General features: G+C 70.5%; 7 protein-coding genes. All 7 read right to left on the bottom strand.

The annotated features are described in order from the left end of the window. Position 1 precedes the first annotated feature (1 nt). The 7 genes from CI089_RS07835 to CI089_RS07805 all read right to left on the bottom strand — a co-directional run bounded on the left by CI089_RS07835 (position 2) and on the right by CI089_RS07805 (position 14,360). The gene (locus CI089_RS07835) at positions 2-385 is read right to left on the bottom strand and encodes an FHA domain-containing protein (RefSeq protein ID WP_094260949.1); all 384 of its coding nucleotides are present in this window, start codon (positions 383-385) and stop codon (positions 2-4) included. Next, entirely contained in the window at positions 382-2,673 is a 2,292-nt protein-coding gene (locus CI089_RS07830; RefSeq protein ID WP_094260948.1) for a transglutaminase-like domain-containing protein, read from the bottom strand. The genes CI089_RS07835 and CI089_RS07830 overlap by 4 nt, the downstream gene beginning before the upstream one ends. Beyond that, positions 2,673-4,106, bottom strand: coding sequence for a DUF58 domain-containing protein (locus CI089_RS07825; protein WP_094260947.1), 1,434 nt, complete (start codon positions 4,104-4,106; stop codon positions 2,673-2,675). The genes CI089_RS07830 and CI089_RS07825 overlap by 1 nt, the downstream gene beginning before the upstream one ends. Next, entirely contained in the window at positions 4,106-5,077 is a 972-nt protein-coding gene (locus CI089_RS07820; RefSeq protein ID WP_023953002.1) for an AAA family ATPase, read from the bottom strand. The genes CI089_RS07825 and CI089_RS07820 overlap by 1 nt, the downstream gene beginning before the upstream one ends. 56 nt (positions 5,078-5,133) lie before the next feature. Next, positions 5,134-11,205: an Ig-like domain-containing protein gene (locus CI089_RS07815; RefSeq protein WP_094260946.1), complete on the bottom strand. Its 6,072-nt coding sequence runs from the start codon at positions 11,203-11,205 to the stop codon at positions 5,134-5,136. Positions 11,206-11,356: 151 nt separating this feature from the next. Further along, positions 11,357-13,732, bottom strand: coding sequence for an ATP-binding cassette domain-containing protein (locus tag CI089_RS07810; RefSeq protein WP_094260945.1), 2,376 nt, complete (start codon positions 13,730-13,732; stop codon positions 11,357-11,359). After that, positions 13,713-14,360: a DNA-3-methyladenine glycosylase I gene (locus CI089_RS07805; protein ID WP_094260944.1), complete on the bottom strand. Its 648-nt coding sequence runs from the start codon at positions 14,358-14,360 to the stop codon at positions 13,713-13,715. Before CI089_RS07805 ends, CI089_RS07810 begins: the two co-directional genes overlap by 20 nt. Positions 14,361-14,373 lie beyond the last annotated feature (13 nt).

Raw genomic sequence — 14,373 nt, 5'->3', positions numbered from 1 at the left:
GTCACCGCATGACCTCGACGACGAGCCAGCGATCACCGAGGTCGAGCCGGTCGCCGCTGCGGAGCACCGTCTGCGTCCCCGGCACCACCGGGACGCCGTCGCTTCCGCGGGTCACGACGACCCCGTTCGTCGACGCGCGGTCGATGACGGCGAGACCGCCGGGCTCGAGGGGAACCAGTTCGAAGTGCGTTCGCGACAGCGTCAACGTCTCGTCGCGGAGCACGATCGCGTCGGCTCCGGCGCCGCGGTGAGGGTCCCGGCCGAAGACGGTACGACCGTATACGGCGGTGCGAGTGCCGTCATCCCACAACAGCAGCGCACGCGCGCCGCTCCGGATGTCGGGGACCCCCGCGAGCGGTTCGGTGTCGAAGATCATCGCGCTCATGCTCCGCCTTTCCGGGGGCGCCGCGTCCGGCCCCGCAGCAGCGAGCGCAGGCTGAGGCGAGCGCGCAGCCGGCGCCACACCGACACGCGACCGCTCATGCCGACGACGATCGCATCGACCTCGCGCCAGAAGGCGTCGACGTCTTCTGCGGTGGGCTCGCCCGGTCCGAACACGCGCGCATCGGCCGACGTCGCGAGTGCGGTCACGTCGGGCTGGTCCATGGTTGCGGCGACGACCCGTGCGCTCTCGGTGCGCGTCGCACCCGAGGCGACCGGCGCATTGAGGTCGACCGCGCGGTCGATCAGCTCGTCCCAGCCGCCGGAGATGCGGTCTGCGGGCTTGTCGGCGTTTCGCCGCTTCGTGCGCCGGGCGGTCTTGACGGCGCCCATGATCACGAACGGCGCGAAGATGATCGCGAGGACGCCGATGCCGATGCCGACCGGGGCGAGGATCGCGCCGATCCAGTCGAAGCCGGGGTCGTCCTCCTCCTCTTGGTCGCGGTCGTTCGCGATCGCGGGCGGCAGCTCCGCCGGCTCCTGAGCGGGAGGCGGCGGCTGCAGCACCTGCGGCTTGGGGTTGGCCCGCGGAGTCGTCGTCTGCTCGTTCGGCTCGTTGTCCTCGTCGGGCGTCGGGTCGAACGGGATCCACCCGTACCCCTCGAACGCGACCTCGACCCACGCGTGGACGTTGTCGCCGGTCGCGGTGAACTCGTCGGCGGTATCGCCCTCGTCGGGGTGCCAGCCCATGACCACCCGCGCCGGAATGCCCAGCTGAGCCGACAGCAGGGCCATCGCGACGGCGTACTGCTCGTCGTCGCCGATGATCTCGTCGCCGCCGAAGAAGCTCGTGATGCGGGCTGCGCCGTGACCGGAGGGCGAGTACGGGTCGTCCTCGAGACCGTGGCTGAAGTACCCGTCGGTCGAGAGCCAGTCCACCAGCGCGCGGACCTGCTTGATCGGCGTATCGGCGTCACCGACGGCATCCGTGGCGATCTGCGACAGACCGTCGGGGATGCCCTCCTGCTTCGGCATCTTCACCGGCGCGAACGCGACGTCGGCGAGCGCCTCGTCCGTCGGCAGCACGGGGAACACCGTGTCGACCGTGTAGGTCGTGCCCGGAGCGAGCCCCGCGGTGACGGCCGCCGTCCCGGTGGCGTCGTTGTAGTGCGCGGTGCGGCGCAGCTCGTCGGCACGTTCGCCTTCGAACTCGATCGAGCGGACGGCCCCCGCGTCGGGGAGCCACACGCCGCGCAGCTCGTCGATCTCGAACTGCAGCTGCCCGGGCACGCCCTCGGCGTCGGGCGACATGTTCGAACGGAGCGGCGTGAACGAGCTCGACGATCCCGCACCCTCGTCCGAGACGTTGACGACGATGCCGTTGTAGGCGTCCATCGTCGCCAGGCGGATGCGGCCGTCCTCCGGGAGACCCTGCACCGTGAACAGCGGCGTCTCCGCGTCATCGCGCACGAGACCGCGGAAGCCCTGCAGCGGGCTCGGGTACTGCTTGACGTCGAAGGGCGGGATGACGATGTCACGCAGCACGTACCGCGTCGACGGCGGACTGGCCACGGCGGCGGTCGCGACGCCCGCGCCCACGGCCACGGCCACGACGGCGGTTCCCGAGATCAGGCGACGCAGGCGCGTGTGCCGGAGGGTCGCGGCATCCGAGGTCGCCGTCGGCTCGATGCGAACGGCGGCGTTGTCGGGGTCCCACGCCTGCCGCAGCGCGAGCCACACCGATGCGACGACGGCGAAGACGACGCCCTGCAGGACGGGAACGGCGGGTTCGGTCATCCCGAGCAGGATCTGCGTGACGAGGAACGCGGTCACGGGGATCAGGGCCCACGCCGCCTGACGCAGGCGCAGCGCGAGCGAAGCCGTGAGGACGGCCGCGACGAGCGTCAGCAGGAACGGGACGATCAGGTGCCCGTCGTAGGGCGCCACCGGAGCCACCGTCGTGAGCAGGCGCTTCCACGACTGCACCGAGCCGAGGGCGAGCTGCGTCCAGGTGTCGAGCGTCGGGATGACGCCGAACAGCGCCGTCTGCGGCAGTGCGAGCGCGCCTCCGAAGATGAAGTAGGCCGCGACGGTCAGGCCCGCCGTGAGCAGCACGCCCCAGCGGCGGCGGGCGCACACCCAGGCGATGCCGACGCCGATGACCAGTGCGCCGAATCCCGCGACGAGGTACGCACCGCCGTCGAACGTCGGCCCGAAGCCGACGATCGCCACAGACAGGAGCAGCGCGACGGCGACGAGGTCGAGCACGAGCCGGCGGCGGGCGGGCGACATCACGAGAGCACCTTCCGCATCGCGGGCGCGAGCTGGTCGAGCGCGCTGATGGAGATGACGTCGGCGTCGCCGACGCGGCGCAGCAGCGGCACGTCGGCCGAGCGGTCGGCGACGACGGCGAGCACCCGGACGCCCTGGGGCAGTCGCGAGCAGGCGAGCTTGAGCTCGGCGGGGTCGGCACCCGAGCCGCAGAACAGGACGACGATGGCGATGCCGTGCGAGTTGATCGCGATCGTCCCGGCGAGGGCCACGATGCCCCCGTCGCGCTGACGCGAGTGCTCGAGAGCCGACAGGTTGTCGAGCAGGCGACGCGGCCCCTGCGTGCGGAGCGGACCGCGCTGCGTGCGCGCCTCGAGCATGCGGGAATCGCGCAGGGCGCGCAGTCCGATCGAGCCGGCCGCGGAGATCGCGAGCTCGAACTCGTCGGGGTCGGCGTAGTCGCCGGCGTACGTCGAGAGCCCCAGCACGAAGTGCGACCGGCGCGTCTCCTCGTACTGACGCATCATGAGGTCGCCGACGCGTGCCGTGGACTTCCAGTGCACGTGACGCAGGTCGTCTCCGGGCTGGTACTCGCGCAGCGCGTGGAACGACACGTCGTCACGAGCCAGCTGCGACGAGGGAAGCCCCTCGAGGTCGCGCAGGCGCCCGAGCGAGAGCCCCTCGAGAGGGACGGTGCGCGGATGCACGTAGAGGTCGACGGCCTGACGGCGGTCGCTGCTGCGCTCGAAGAGTCCGAGTGGGTCGCCGCGCAGCACACTGACCGGGCCGACCGCGAGCACCCCGCGGGCGGTCGTGGGGATGGCGAACAGCTCTTCGTGGGCGGCCTGGGGCGCGAGCCGCGGGACGTCGAACTCGCCGCGACCCGACCCGACGGGCAGGACCACCCGCGACGGCAGGATCGAGCGCGACGTGCCGTTGACGAGGGTCAGTCCGCCGATCGCGCGCTCGCCCACGACCACGTGGGTGCGCGTGAGATCGAGGTCGACGTCGTACGCCGTGCCGCCGAAGAGGAACGGCACGCTGATGACGACGATGGCGGTGAGGATGACGGCGGCGATGACCATCTCCTGCCAGCCGAAGCTGAGCGCGACGACCCATAGCAGCACGGTCGCGAACAGCAGCACCCAGCCCAGCGGACGGACCGTTCGCGTGACCAGACGGATGCCGCGGCGCGCGACCGCCCACCACGACTCGAGGCGTTCGAGCCAGAGGACCAGCCGCGACGGCGTCTCCGCGTTGACGGGGGCGGCGTCGGCCGACAGGGTCGTCGTGCCCACCCGCAGGGTCGCGTCGGCGTCTCGCGTCGTGTCGCCGACGGTGCGGGAGTCGGCGCCGGCACCCGCCGCGCGGTCGGCCGCACCCTCGCCGCCGGCAGCGCCTCGGCCCCGGCGCGGTCGGCGCGTCGGGGTCGAGGCGGCAGGGGGTGTGGCCATCAAGCGTCCGCTCGCGCGAGGGGGGCCTCGACGTCGGCGAGGGCGTTGTTCATGACCGTCTCGGCGGTCGTGCCGGTGAACTCCGCCTCGGGGTCGAGCACGAGACGGTGGGCCCACACCGGCAGCGCGAGCAGTTTGATGTCGTCGGGCACGACGTAGTGACGTCCCTGCGCGGCCGCGTACACCTTGGCGATACGGATCATCGCGATGGCGCCGCGCACCGAGACGCCGAGGCGCGTCGCCGACGCCTCGCGCGTGGCCTCGACGATCTGCGCGGCGTACCGCGCGACGACCGGGTCGATGTGGACGGTCGCGGCCAGGTCGGCCATCTCGCCCACCGCGCGCGTCGTGATGACCGGCTTGAGGCTCGCCGACGGGTTGCGGTCGACGGCGCCGACGAGGATGCGCTCCGAGACCGCGAGGGTCGGGTAGCCGATCGACGTCTTGATCATGAAGCGGTCGAGCTGGGCCTCGGGCAGCTTGTAGGTACCCGCCTGCTCGATCGGGTTCTGCGTCGCGATGACGAGGAACGGGCGACCGACCTCGTGCGCGACGCCGTCGACGGTGACCCGCGACTCCTCCATGACCTCCAGCAGCGCCGACTGCGTCTTGGGCGAGGCACGGTTGATCTCGTCGGCCAGGACGATCGAGGCGAAGACGGGTCCGCGGTGGAACTCGAAGCGCTTGTTGGCCTGATCGTAGATCGTCACACCCGTGACGTCGGAGGGCAGCAGGTCGGGCGTGAACTGGATGCGCGTCGAGGTGCCCTGCACGCTCGCCGCGATCGCCTTCGCCAGACTCGTCTTGCCCGTGCCGGGTGCATCCTCCAGCAGCACGTGCCCCTCGGCGATCATCGCCGACAGGACGAGGGCGACGACCTCGCGCTTGCCGAGGAGGGCGGCGTCGACGTTGTCGATCAGGCGCGCGAAGGTGTCGCGGAACCACGCTGCCTGCTCGGGTGTCATGCTCATTCGTTCGTTCTCGTTCCTCGTGATGAGTGGATGCCGGGGATGGAGGGTTGCCGGAACTACCAGCGCGTGTGCTCGGTATCGCCCCAGCCGCGGATCACGGCCCAGGCGTCGTAACCGTCCGCACCGAGGTGGCAGGTGATCTGCGTGGAGCCGTTCGCCTCGAGGCGGAAGGGGCCCTTGTAGTCGTTGAACGCGCTGCCGTTCCGCATGCAGTCGATCTGGTAGCTGCCCGCCGGGAAGTTCTCGGTGTTGATGACGAAGTAGTAGCACCCGTTGACGCATCCGCCGACCGGTGAGCCCTTCGTCAGGTACGCGCGCGGCTTGGGCGGGGGCGGAGCATCGGGCGTACGGACCTGGGCGCGAGCCGTCGTCGTGTTGCTGCCCGCGGCCGACGTCCGGACCTCGATCGTCTGCGTGCTGCTGTAGCCGACGTCGCCGCGCTGGCTCGATCCGCTCGCGTCGACGCGCTGCCAGCCGCCGCCGTTGATGCTGATCTCCGTGGTGACGTCGCGTCCGTTGCGTGCGGGCGACGACCACGACAGCGTGACCCGGTTGCCGTCGCGGGTGGCGTTCGCCGAGGGATTGCCGATCTGGCCGTACGGCGCGACCTGGTTGGATGCCGCCGACGGCTCGCCCTCGTAGCGCGATCCGTCCGCCGTCGCGACGGCACGAACCCGCACCGTGTAGGTGCCGTTGTTGTTGACCTGGCCGTTGCCGATCGTGCCCGATCCGCCGTTGCCGCCGCCGACCCAGTCGCTGCGCCAGCCGCCGTTGTTGACGGAGTACTGGTACGTGACCTCGCCTGGGTTCGCGCCGTTGAGCGGCCCCGCCGTCCACGACACGGTGACGCGGTTGTCGCCTTCGCTCGCGCTGATGCCGGTCGGCGCACCCGGCGGGGTGAAGGCGCGACGCGGTGCGGATGCCGCACTCCATTCGCCCCAGCCCGCCTTGTTCTGGGCGCGGACGACGAAGGTGTAGTCGGTCGTGGAGGTGTCGACGGTGACAGCCTGGCTCGTCTGGCCGGCGGGCACGCTGATCGTGTCGACGGTGGCGCCGCCGCGGCGCACCTGCAGCTGGTAGCCCGCGATCGCGTCGCCGTTGTTCGCCGGCTGGTTCCAGCTCACCTGCATCTGCGACCGGTTGCCCACCGGGTTCAGGCGCTGGGTCGAGGGCGCGCCGGGCGCGTCCGGCTTGCCGGCGGGCACCATCGCCTGCGACCAGACGCTCCAGCTCGACGGCTCCGGTGCGCGGTTGTGGGCCCGCACGCGCACCTGGTACTGCACGCCGTTCTGCAGGCCGTCCCACGTGATCCGGGTACCGGTGACGCCGGTCTTCTCGGCGACGCCGGAGGGCGGTGCCGGCGAGATCTGCAGGCTGTAGCTCTCGACGGGCGAACCCTCGGTACGCGGAACCGTCCACGACACGTCGAGGCTGCGGTCGCCGAAGGCGAGGGTCGGCGGGTTCGGGGTGTCGGGCCGCTGGTCGGGACGCGCGGTCTCGGACGGCAGCGACGGGTCGGACTCGCCGACACGGTTGGTCGCGGTGACCACGAAGTTGTACTCGACGTTGTTGGTCAGCCCGTCGAGCGTGCACGTCGTCGAACGGCACTCGCGGGTGTACGAACCCGAGGTCGACCGCACCGTGTAACCGGTGATCGATGCGCCGTTGTCGATGGGCGGCGACCACGACATCACCACGGTGCGGCTCTCGACGCTCGTCACCGTCGGCTTGCCGGGCGCGTCCGGACGCCCCTGCACGGTCATGCGGATCTGACCGTCGACCTCGCGGTCGGGGTCCCCCGTTGCGTCCTGGACCCGATAGCGCACGACCAGAGTCCCCACGAAGTCGGCGCGGCTGGTCACCTCGACCCGGTCACCTGCGACCCGGGCGTCGCCGCCCGTGGACTCGCTGAACGCGCCCACGATCTTCAGCGGCGTTCCGGGGAAGGGATTCACGTCGTTGTCGAGCACGGGAACCGAGATGGTCTTGCCCTGGTCGGCCTGCTCGATGACATCGACGTTCGCCGTGGCGAGGGGGCGCGTCGAGGCGGTGACGGTGACCGTGATCGTCGCCGTCACCGGGTCGGACTCACCGTCGGTGACGCTCACCTGCACGGGCAGGGACGACCCCTTGGCGACGTCGGTGCTCGCCTCCACCGACAGCACCGATCGGTCGACGCGCGCCGTGAGCCCGTCGGGCGCACTGCCGACGATCGCGAACCGCAGCTTCTCGGCGTCTCCCGGATCGGGGTCGGTCGCCAGCGCGGCGAGATCGAGGGTCCGCGCATCCTCGCCCTGGGCGACCTCCATCTGCGCGCCGATCATGGTCGGCGGCCGGTTGTCGGGCGGCGTGACGGTGATGGGGATCATCAGGGTCGCCTTGCGACCCTCGGGGTCATCAGGACCGGAGCCGTCGGTGACCTCGAAGGTCAGGGCGTCCTGACCGAAGTAGTCGGCGGCGGAGGTGTAGACGAGGGTCCGCTCGTCCTTGACGAGGGATGCCCCGTCGGAGTGGGCCGCGGCGACCTTCTCGGCCTCCGTGACGACGACGTCGCGTCCGCCCGAGGCGCGCACGTACTCCGACAGCGGCAGCTCGACGGTCTCACCGCTCTTCACGACGAGCGCCTCGGTCGAGATCAGGCTCGGGGGAAGCTCGGCGAGCGAGGGCACGTGGATGAAGGCGGCCGCGGTGAGCTCGTCCTCGTCGGTGATGAAGTAGGTGATGAGCTGACGCTCGTCGGTCAGCGGCACCGACACCGTTCCGTTCGGGCGCACGGTGGCGTTCTCGCCGCCGGTACCGAGCGTCACGCGCAACGCGCTGCGGGTGCCGTCGGGGTCGTCGTCGTTGTCGAGCACCGCGACCTCGGCCACGCCGTTCTCATCGACGTCCTCGGCGCGCACGCGATCGTCGCGGGCGATGGGACGCTGCAGCGGCACGTCGGGGTCGACGGTGATCTGCACGGGGGCCGTCGCCGTCAGCCCGCGCGCATCCTCGATCGTGTACTGGATGCTCGTGTTCATCGGCACGTCGGGCGCGGTGATGACGACCTGCTCTCCCGACACCTCGGCCGCGAGCCCGTCGACATCCGGCACCTCGAGCGCGTCGGCGGCGAAGCCGAACTGGTCGCCGTCGGGGTCGGAGTCGTTGGCGAGCACCGAGACCGCCACCTGGCGACCGGGCCGCATGATCACGGCATCCTTGACGGCATACGGCGCCTGGTTGGTCGTCTCGGGAGGCGCGATGCCCACCTGGATGCGGGCGGTCCCCTCCTTGCCGAGGCGGTCGCGCACCCGGTAGGTGAACGAGTCCGAGCCGACGCTCGTGTCGAACGCCTCGTAGACGAACGTGTTCGATCCGGTCTCGACGATGCGGCCCTTGCTCGGCGAGCTCGCGATGCCGATCAGCTCGACCGAGTCGCCGTCCTCGTCGATGCCGTCGAGCGGCACCGGGATCGTGACCTTCGATCCGCTGAGCGTGCGCGCGGTGAGGTCGCGGGGGCGCGGGGCGGCGTTCGCGTCATCCTGGCGCGGCAGGATCTGGATCGTCACGTACGCGCCGGCACGCTGACCCGAGCTGTCGACCGCTTCGTACGTGGCGTTGACGGTCTTGGGCTCGTCACCGGCGCGGAACCGGAGCTTGTCCTCCGAGACGAACACCTGGCCGTCGGCCTCGTCGATGAGCGGGGGCACGAGGTCGGGCGAGACGTGCAGCGTGTCGCCGTTGGGATGCGTGTCGTTGGCGAGCACGTCGATCGTCACGACGTCGCCGACGCGCACGACCGCCGTGTCGTTGTTGGCGACCGGTGGCCGCAGCCGGTCGGGTGCGGGGATCGGGATGACGACGATCTCGCCCGTGGCCGACTGATCGCCGTTGGAGATCGTGTACGACACGCGGGTCTGCTCGCTGAGCGAGCCCTGGTCGGTGATGCGGACGGTCTCGTGACCGAGCACGGCCGCCGTGACGCCGCCCTCGGGGTCGGCGGTCACCGACTGGACGACGAGGATGCCGCCGGCCGGGTCGGTGTCGTTGCCCAGGACGTTGACGAGCACGTCGCCGCCGGTCGGCAGGAGCGCGACATCTCGCACCGCGACGGGCGGGAGGTTGGTGTCCGCCGCCGGCAGGACGTCGACGCGCACGAGCCCGGGGACGCTGTTGGGCCCCGCCGACACGAGGTAGTCGACGTAGTACGTGTTCACGACATCGGAGGTGAAGGTGAAGGTCTGCTCAGCGAAGTCGGGCTGGATCGTCGCACCCTCGACCTCGTCGACGCGCGTCAGGCGCAGCGGCTCGCGGCCCGCGCTCGTGTCATTGGTGAGCGGCGAGACCGTGACGGACTGGCCGACCCGGGTCACGACGTGGTCGGCGTTGGTGACGGGGACGGTGGTTCCGGGCGGGCGCACGTCGATCCGAAGGACTCCCGGGCCGTCATCCTTGCCGTCCGAGACGACGATGGGCACGTCCTTGCGCCCCTGCACGGCGCCGATCGCGCGATAGGTGATCTGGCCGTCGGAGGTGAAGTCGGCCTCGTCGCCGCCGTCGGGCTGGACCGACTTCAGGAAGATGTCGTCGCCGTCCGGGTCGATCCACTCGCTCAGGACGTTGTAGGACGTGGTGCCGCCGGCCTCGACGGTGACCGGCGTGATGCGCTGCTGGACGGGCGGGGAGTTCTCGTCGTCGCCGCGCACCGAGAGCCGCACCGTCGCGGACGCTTCGCCGCCGCGGCCGTCGTCGGCGGTGTAAGTGAACGACGTCGACCCCGAAGCGTCATCCGGCACCGCGATCTGCAGCGCACCGCCGTTCTGGATCTGCGAGATCTCACCGAACGCGGGCTTGCTCGTCGCCTCGGCTACGAGCACGTCGCCGTCGGCATCGGTGTCGTTGAAGAGGACGGGCAGGACGGTCGTGCGACCGGGACGCACGCCGAACGAGTCGTCGACGGCGATCGGCGGCGTGTTCTCGTCCGTGCGCTCGGGCAGCGCGGTCTCGACCGTCTCCTCGGTCGTCTCCTGCTCCTCGTCGCCGGTGCCTTCGGGCGGGGTGATGTCGGTCCAGTTGTCGACGCGCTGCATGTTCTCGCTCGCCAGCCAGGCGGCACCGCCGAACACGTCGTTGAGCACGACGACATCCCGGTTGACGCGGAACTCGAGCTTGGCCGACGGGTCGATGCCCTCGATCTTCTGCACGACGTCGTCGGCATCGTCCGCGCAGTCCCGGACGAAGACGCCCGACCCCGACCAGGCGCCGTAGGCGCAGCCCCCGACGTACACCGGTTCCGCCGGCGTGCCCTCGGCGCCGGCCTCGATCGTCGTCGTCTGACCACCGGGCTGCACGCGGAGCAACGCGCCGCGCGTGCTCACGGTAAGCGTCTCTGCGGAGTTGGACGGACGCTGCAGCAGCGCATCGGGAGGAAGATCGGTCTGCGATCCGTCGCCGCCGTAGAGCACGTTCGTCTCGCGATCGAGGACGAACGGTGTCTGCCCGAGCGACGTGATCGCGAGCTCGTGATCCTCGGCGATGCCCTCGAGGCGGCGCTCGGCCGTCTGGGCGACGGTGCCGTCGCCGATCGGCGCGTAGGCGTAGAGGGACGCGCCAGCGGCGGACGCGGCATAGATCGTGCCGTCGGTGCCGACAGTCGCCGTCGCGTTCTCACCGAGCTCGGCGATCGGTTCGTTGCCCTCGAAGCTGAAGCCGTTCACACCCGCGAACTGCACGGTGCGCAGGTCTCCGGCGGCGTCGAGCACCGAGACGGTGTCGGAGCCGAGGGCGATCTGCGCTCCCGGCTGAACCTCGGCGGTGCCCGACAGGACGACCTTCGCGGGGTCCACGGCTGACATCGCCGACCCGTCGGCGTCGACCACGACGACACGCGGGCCCGACTGGAGCACGTCGTACTCGGCGGAGGTCGTGCGCAGGCTGCCGTCGAGCACGCGGGACTCGTTGTTGTAGTGCCCCACGAGCAGGCTCGACTGCTTGGTCACCCACACGCCGCCGTCGTGGAGGTCGACCTCGGTCGTGGGCTCGCCCTTGTACGCGACGGCGAGGGTCCCGATGGTCAGCGCGGCGACGGTGACGATTCCGGCGGAGAGGAACGTCCGCGGGCGTGCCCGCAGCCACGAGGTCGACGTCATTGGGCTCGGCTCCCCCCGGGGCGACGGTGATGGGCCCGGCTTCCGGGCTCGCACTGGTTGAACTGCGGAACCACCCTATGTCAGGAGGGGTGCCGGATTTGTCGGTTGACATGGGGAGTTCTCCCCATGTCAACCATCTCGAAGGTGTGCATCATCGCCCCGATCCCCCGCTCGTCCCGACGTACCGGCCCAAGTGCTGTGCCGTGAGGGTGTCGGCGCCCGCGACGAGGTCGGCCGGCGACCCCTCGAACACGACCCGCCCGCCGTCGCGACCGGCGCCCGGGCCGATGTCGATGATGTGATCGGCGTGCGCCATGACCGCCTGGTGATGCTCGATGACGATGACGGAGTTCCCGGCGTCGACGAGGCGGTCGAGCAGCGCGAGAAGGTTGTCGACGTCGGCGAGGTGCAGTCCCGTCGTCGGCTCGTCGAGGATGTAGACCGAGCCCGACGTGGCCATCGAGATGGCGAGCTTCAACCGTTGCCGCTCACCGCCGGAGAGCGTGCTGAGCGCCTGCCCCAGCGTCATGTACCCGAGGCCCACGTCGATGAGGCGCGAGAGGATGCCGCCCGCCACGCGCGCCGGCAGCGCCTCGGCCGCCCCCGCCGCGCTCAGCGCGAGCACGTCCGCGATGGTGCGCCCGTCGAGGGTGTATCGAAGCACCTCGGGGCTGAACCCCGACCCCTGACAGACATCGCACTCCGTCTCGACGGACGCGGTGATGCCGAGCTTCGTCACGATGACGCCGAGTCCCTTGCAGGCCGGGCACGCCCCCTGCGAGTTGGCGCTGAAGAGAGCCGGCTTGACCCCGTTCGCCTTCGCGAACGCCGAGCGGATCGGATCGAGCAGTCCCGTGTAGGTCGCCGGGCTGCTGCGCCGATTGCCGCGAATCGGCGACTGATCGACGACGACGACCCCCTCCCGCCCCGCGAGGCTGCCGTGGATGAGCGACGATTTGCCCGAGCCGGCCACACCGGTGACGACGGTGAGAGTCCCGAGCGGGATGTCGACATCGACGGACCTGAGGTTGTTGGCCGTCGCGCCCCGGATCTCGAGGATGCCGGTGGCCGAGCGCACCGCCGGCTTCAGCTGGGCCCGGTGATCGAGGTGCCGGCCCGTCAGCGTGTCGGAAGCCCGCAGCTCGGCGACCGATCCCGTGAACTGCACCCTCCCGCCGTGGCGACCCGCCCCGGGCCCGAGGTCGATGACGTGATCGGCGATCTCGATGACCTCGGGCTTGTGCTCGACGACGAGCACCGTATTGCCTTTGTCGCGCAGGCCGCGCAGCAGGTCGTTCATCCGCTGGATGTCGTGGGGATGCAACCCGGCCGTGGGCTCGTCGAAGACGTACGTGACGTCCGTCAGGCTCGATCCGAGATGCCGGATCATCTTCGTCCGTTGAGCCTCGCCGCCCGACAGGGTGCCCGACGACCGATCGAGCGAGAGGTATCCCAGTCCGATGTCGATGAAGGACTGCACGGTGGCCCGCAACCCGGCGAGCAGCGGCTCGACGCCCGGCGCATCGATCGATGCGAGCCACTCGGCGAGGTCGGTGATCTGCATGGCTGCGGCGTCGGCGATGCTCGCCCCGGCGATCTTCGCCGACCGCGCCCCGGCGTTGAGCCTCGTTCCGCCGCATGCCGGACAGGGCATGAACTTCACCGCGCGCTCGACGAAGGCCCGGACATGCGGCTGCAACGCGTCGCGATCCTTCTGCAGCATCGACTTCGTGACGCGGGGCACGAGCCCCTCGTAGGTCATGTTGATGCTCTGGATCTTGACCTTGGTCGGCTCTCTGTAGAGGAAGTCCGCGAGTTCGGCATCCGTGTAGTCGGCCACGGGCTTGTCGGGATCGAGCAGCCCCGATTCGCTGTATCCGCGCACCATCCAGCCGTCGGCGCTGTAGCCCGGAACCCGGATGGCCCCTTCGTTGAGCGACTTCGACCGGTCGACCAGCTCGTCGATGTCGATGTCGCTGACCTCGCCGAGGCCCTCGCAGTCGGGACACATTCCGCCCGTCACCTGGAAGGACCGTCGTTCCGCTCGGCCCGCGTCGCCTCCGACCGCGACCGTGATCTCCCCCGCCCCCGACACCGACGGCACATTGAACGAGAACGCCTGCGGTGAGCCGACGAACGGCTCGCCGATGCGGCTGAACAGCACGCGCAGCATGGCGTGCACGTCGGTCGCCGTGCCCACGGTCGATCGGGCGTTCGCGCCCATCCGCTCCTGGTCGACGATGATCGCGGGGCTGATGTTCTCGAGCGCGTCGACCTCCGGACGCGCGATCTGCGCCATGAACTGCTGGACGAAGGTCGGATAGGTCTCGTTGATCAGACGCCGGGACTCAGCGGCGATCGTGCCGAAGACGAGCGAGGACTTGCCCGATCCGCTGACCCCGGTGAAGACGGTCAGGCGTCGTTTCGGGACGTCGACGTCGACGCCGTCCAGGTTGTTCTCACGGGCGCCGCGGACACGGATGACCTCGTGCGAATCGGCGGCGTTCTCAGCGGATGCGGCGGCCATCGGACATCCTCTCGATGCGGACCTCCCCATTGTGGGGCTTCGCGGCATCGAGAGCGAGAGCTCGATGGCATCCGACGATATGGTCGTCGACCATGCCGGCCGACTGCATGAGCGCGTACATCGTCGTCGGCCCGACGAACCGGAACCCGCGCCGCCGCAGGGCCTTGCTCATCGCTTCCGACTCGGCGGTCACCGCTGGCACCTCCGCGAGTGTCGCTGGGCGGGGCCGCGGCGCGCCGGGCGCGAAAGACCACATCAGCTCGTCGAACTCGCCGTCGGCGACGTCGAGCAGCAGCCTCGCATTCGAAATGGTGGCCTCGATCTTCGCTCGATTGCGGATGATGCCGGCATCCGCCATCAGGGCCGCGATCTCGGTCGCCCCGAATGCGGCGACCCGCGCCGGTTCGAAGCCCGCGAAGACCTCGCGGAAACGGGGGCGTTTGCGCAGGATCGTGATCCAGCTGAGCCCCGCTTGGAAACCCTCGAGGCTCAGCTTCTCGAACAGCGCACGGTCGCCGTGCAGTGGACGACCCCACTCCTCGTCGTGGTAGCGCCGGTACTCCGCATCGTCACCGACCCAGCCGCAGCGAGCGAGACCGTCGGGTCCGGTGATGAGGTCGTGCGCCATCCCGTCAGGCTAG

It is taken from the genome of Microbacterium sp. Yaish 1 (genome assembly GCF_002245215.1).
GTDB lineage: Bacteria > Actinomycetota > Actinomycetes > Actinomycetales > Microbacteriaceae > Microbacterium.
The sequence above is the reverse complement of the archived record's forward strand: the minus strand, read 5'-3'. Positions and strand labels throughout refer to the sequence as shown.

What these genes read in the sequence shown, in the direction of transcription:
- CI089_RS07815 (WP_094260946.1), bottom strand. Translation starts at nt 11,205, where the DNA reads ATGACGTCGACCTCGTGGCTGCGGGCACGCCCGCGGACGTTCCTCTCC.
- CI089_RS07830 (WP_094260948.1), bottom strand. Translation starts at nt 2,673, where the DNA reads ATGTCGCCCGCCCGCCGCCGGCTCGTGCTCGACCTCGTCGCCGTCGCG.
- CI089_RS07820 (WP_023953002.1), bottom strand. Translation starts at nt 5,077, where the DNA reads ATGAGCATGACACCCGAGCAGGCAGCGTGGTTCCGCGACACCTTCGCG.
- CI089_RS07825 (WP_094260947.1), bottom strand. Translation starts at nt 4,106, where the DNA reads ATGGCCACACCCCCTGCCGCCTCGACCCCGACGCGCCGACCGCGCCGG.
- CI089_RS07835 (WP_094260949.1), bottom strand. Translation starts at nt 385, where the DNA reads ATGAGCGCGATGATCTTCGACACCGAACCGCTCGCGGGGGTCCCCGAC.
- CI089_RS07810 (WP_094260945.1), bottom strand. Translation starts at nt 13,732, where the DNA reads ATGGCCGCCGCATCCGCTGAGAACGCCGCCGATTCGCACGAGGTCATC.
- CI089_RS07805 (WP_094260944.1), bottom strand. Translation starts at nt 14,360, where the DNA reads ATGGCGCACGACCTCATCACCGGACCCGACGGTCTCGCTCGCTGCGGC.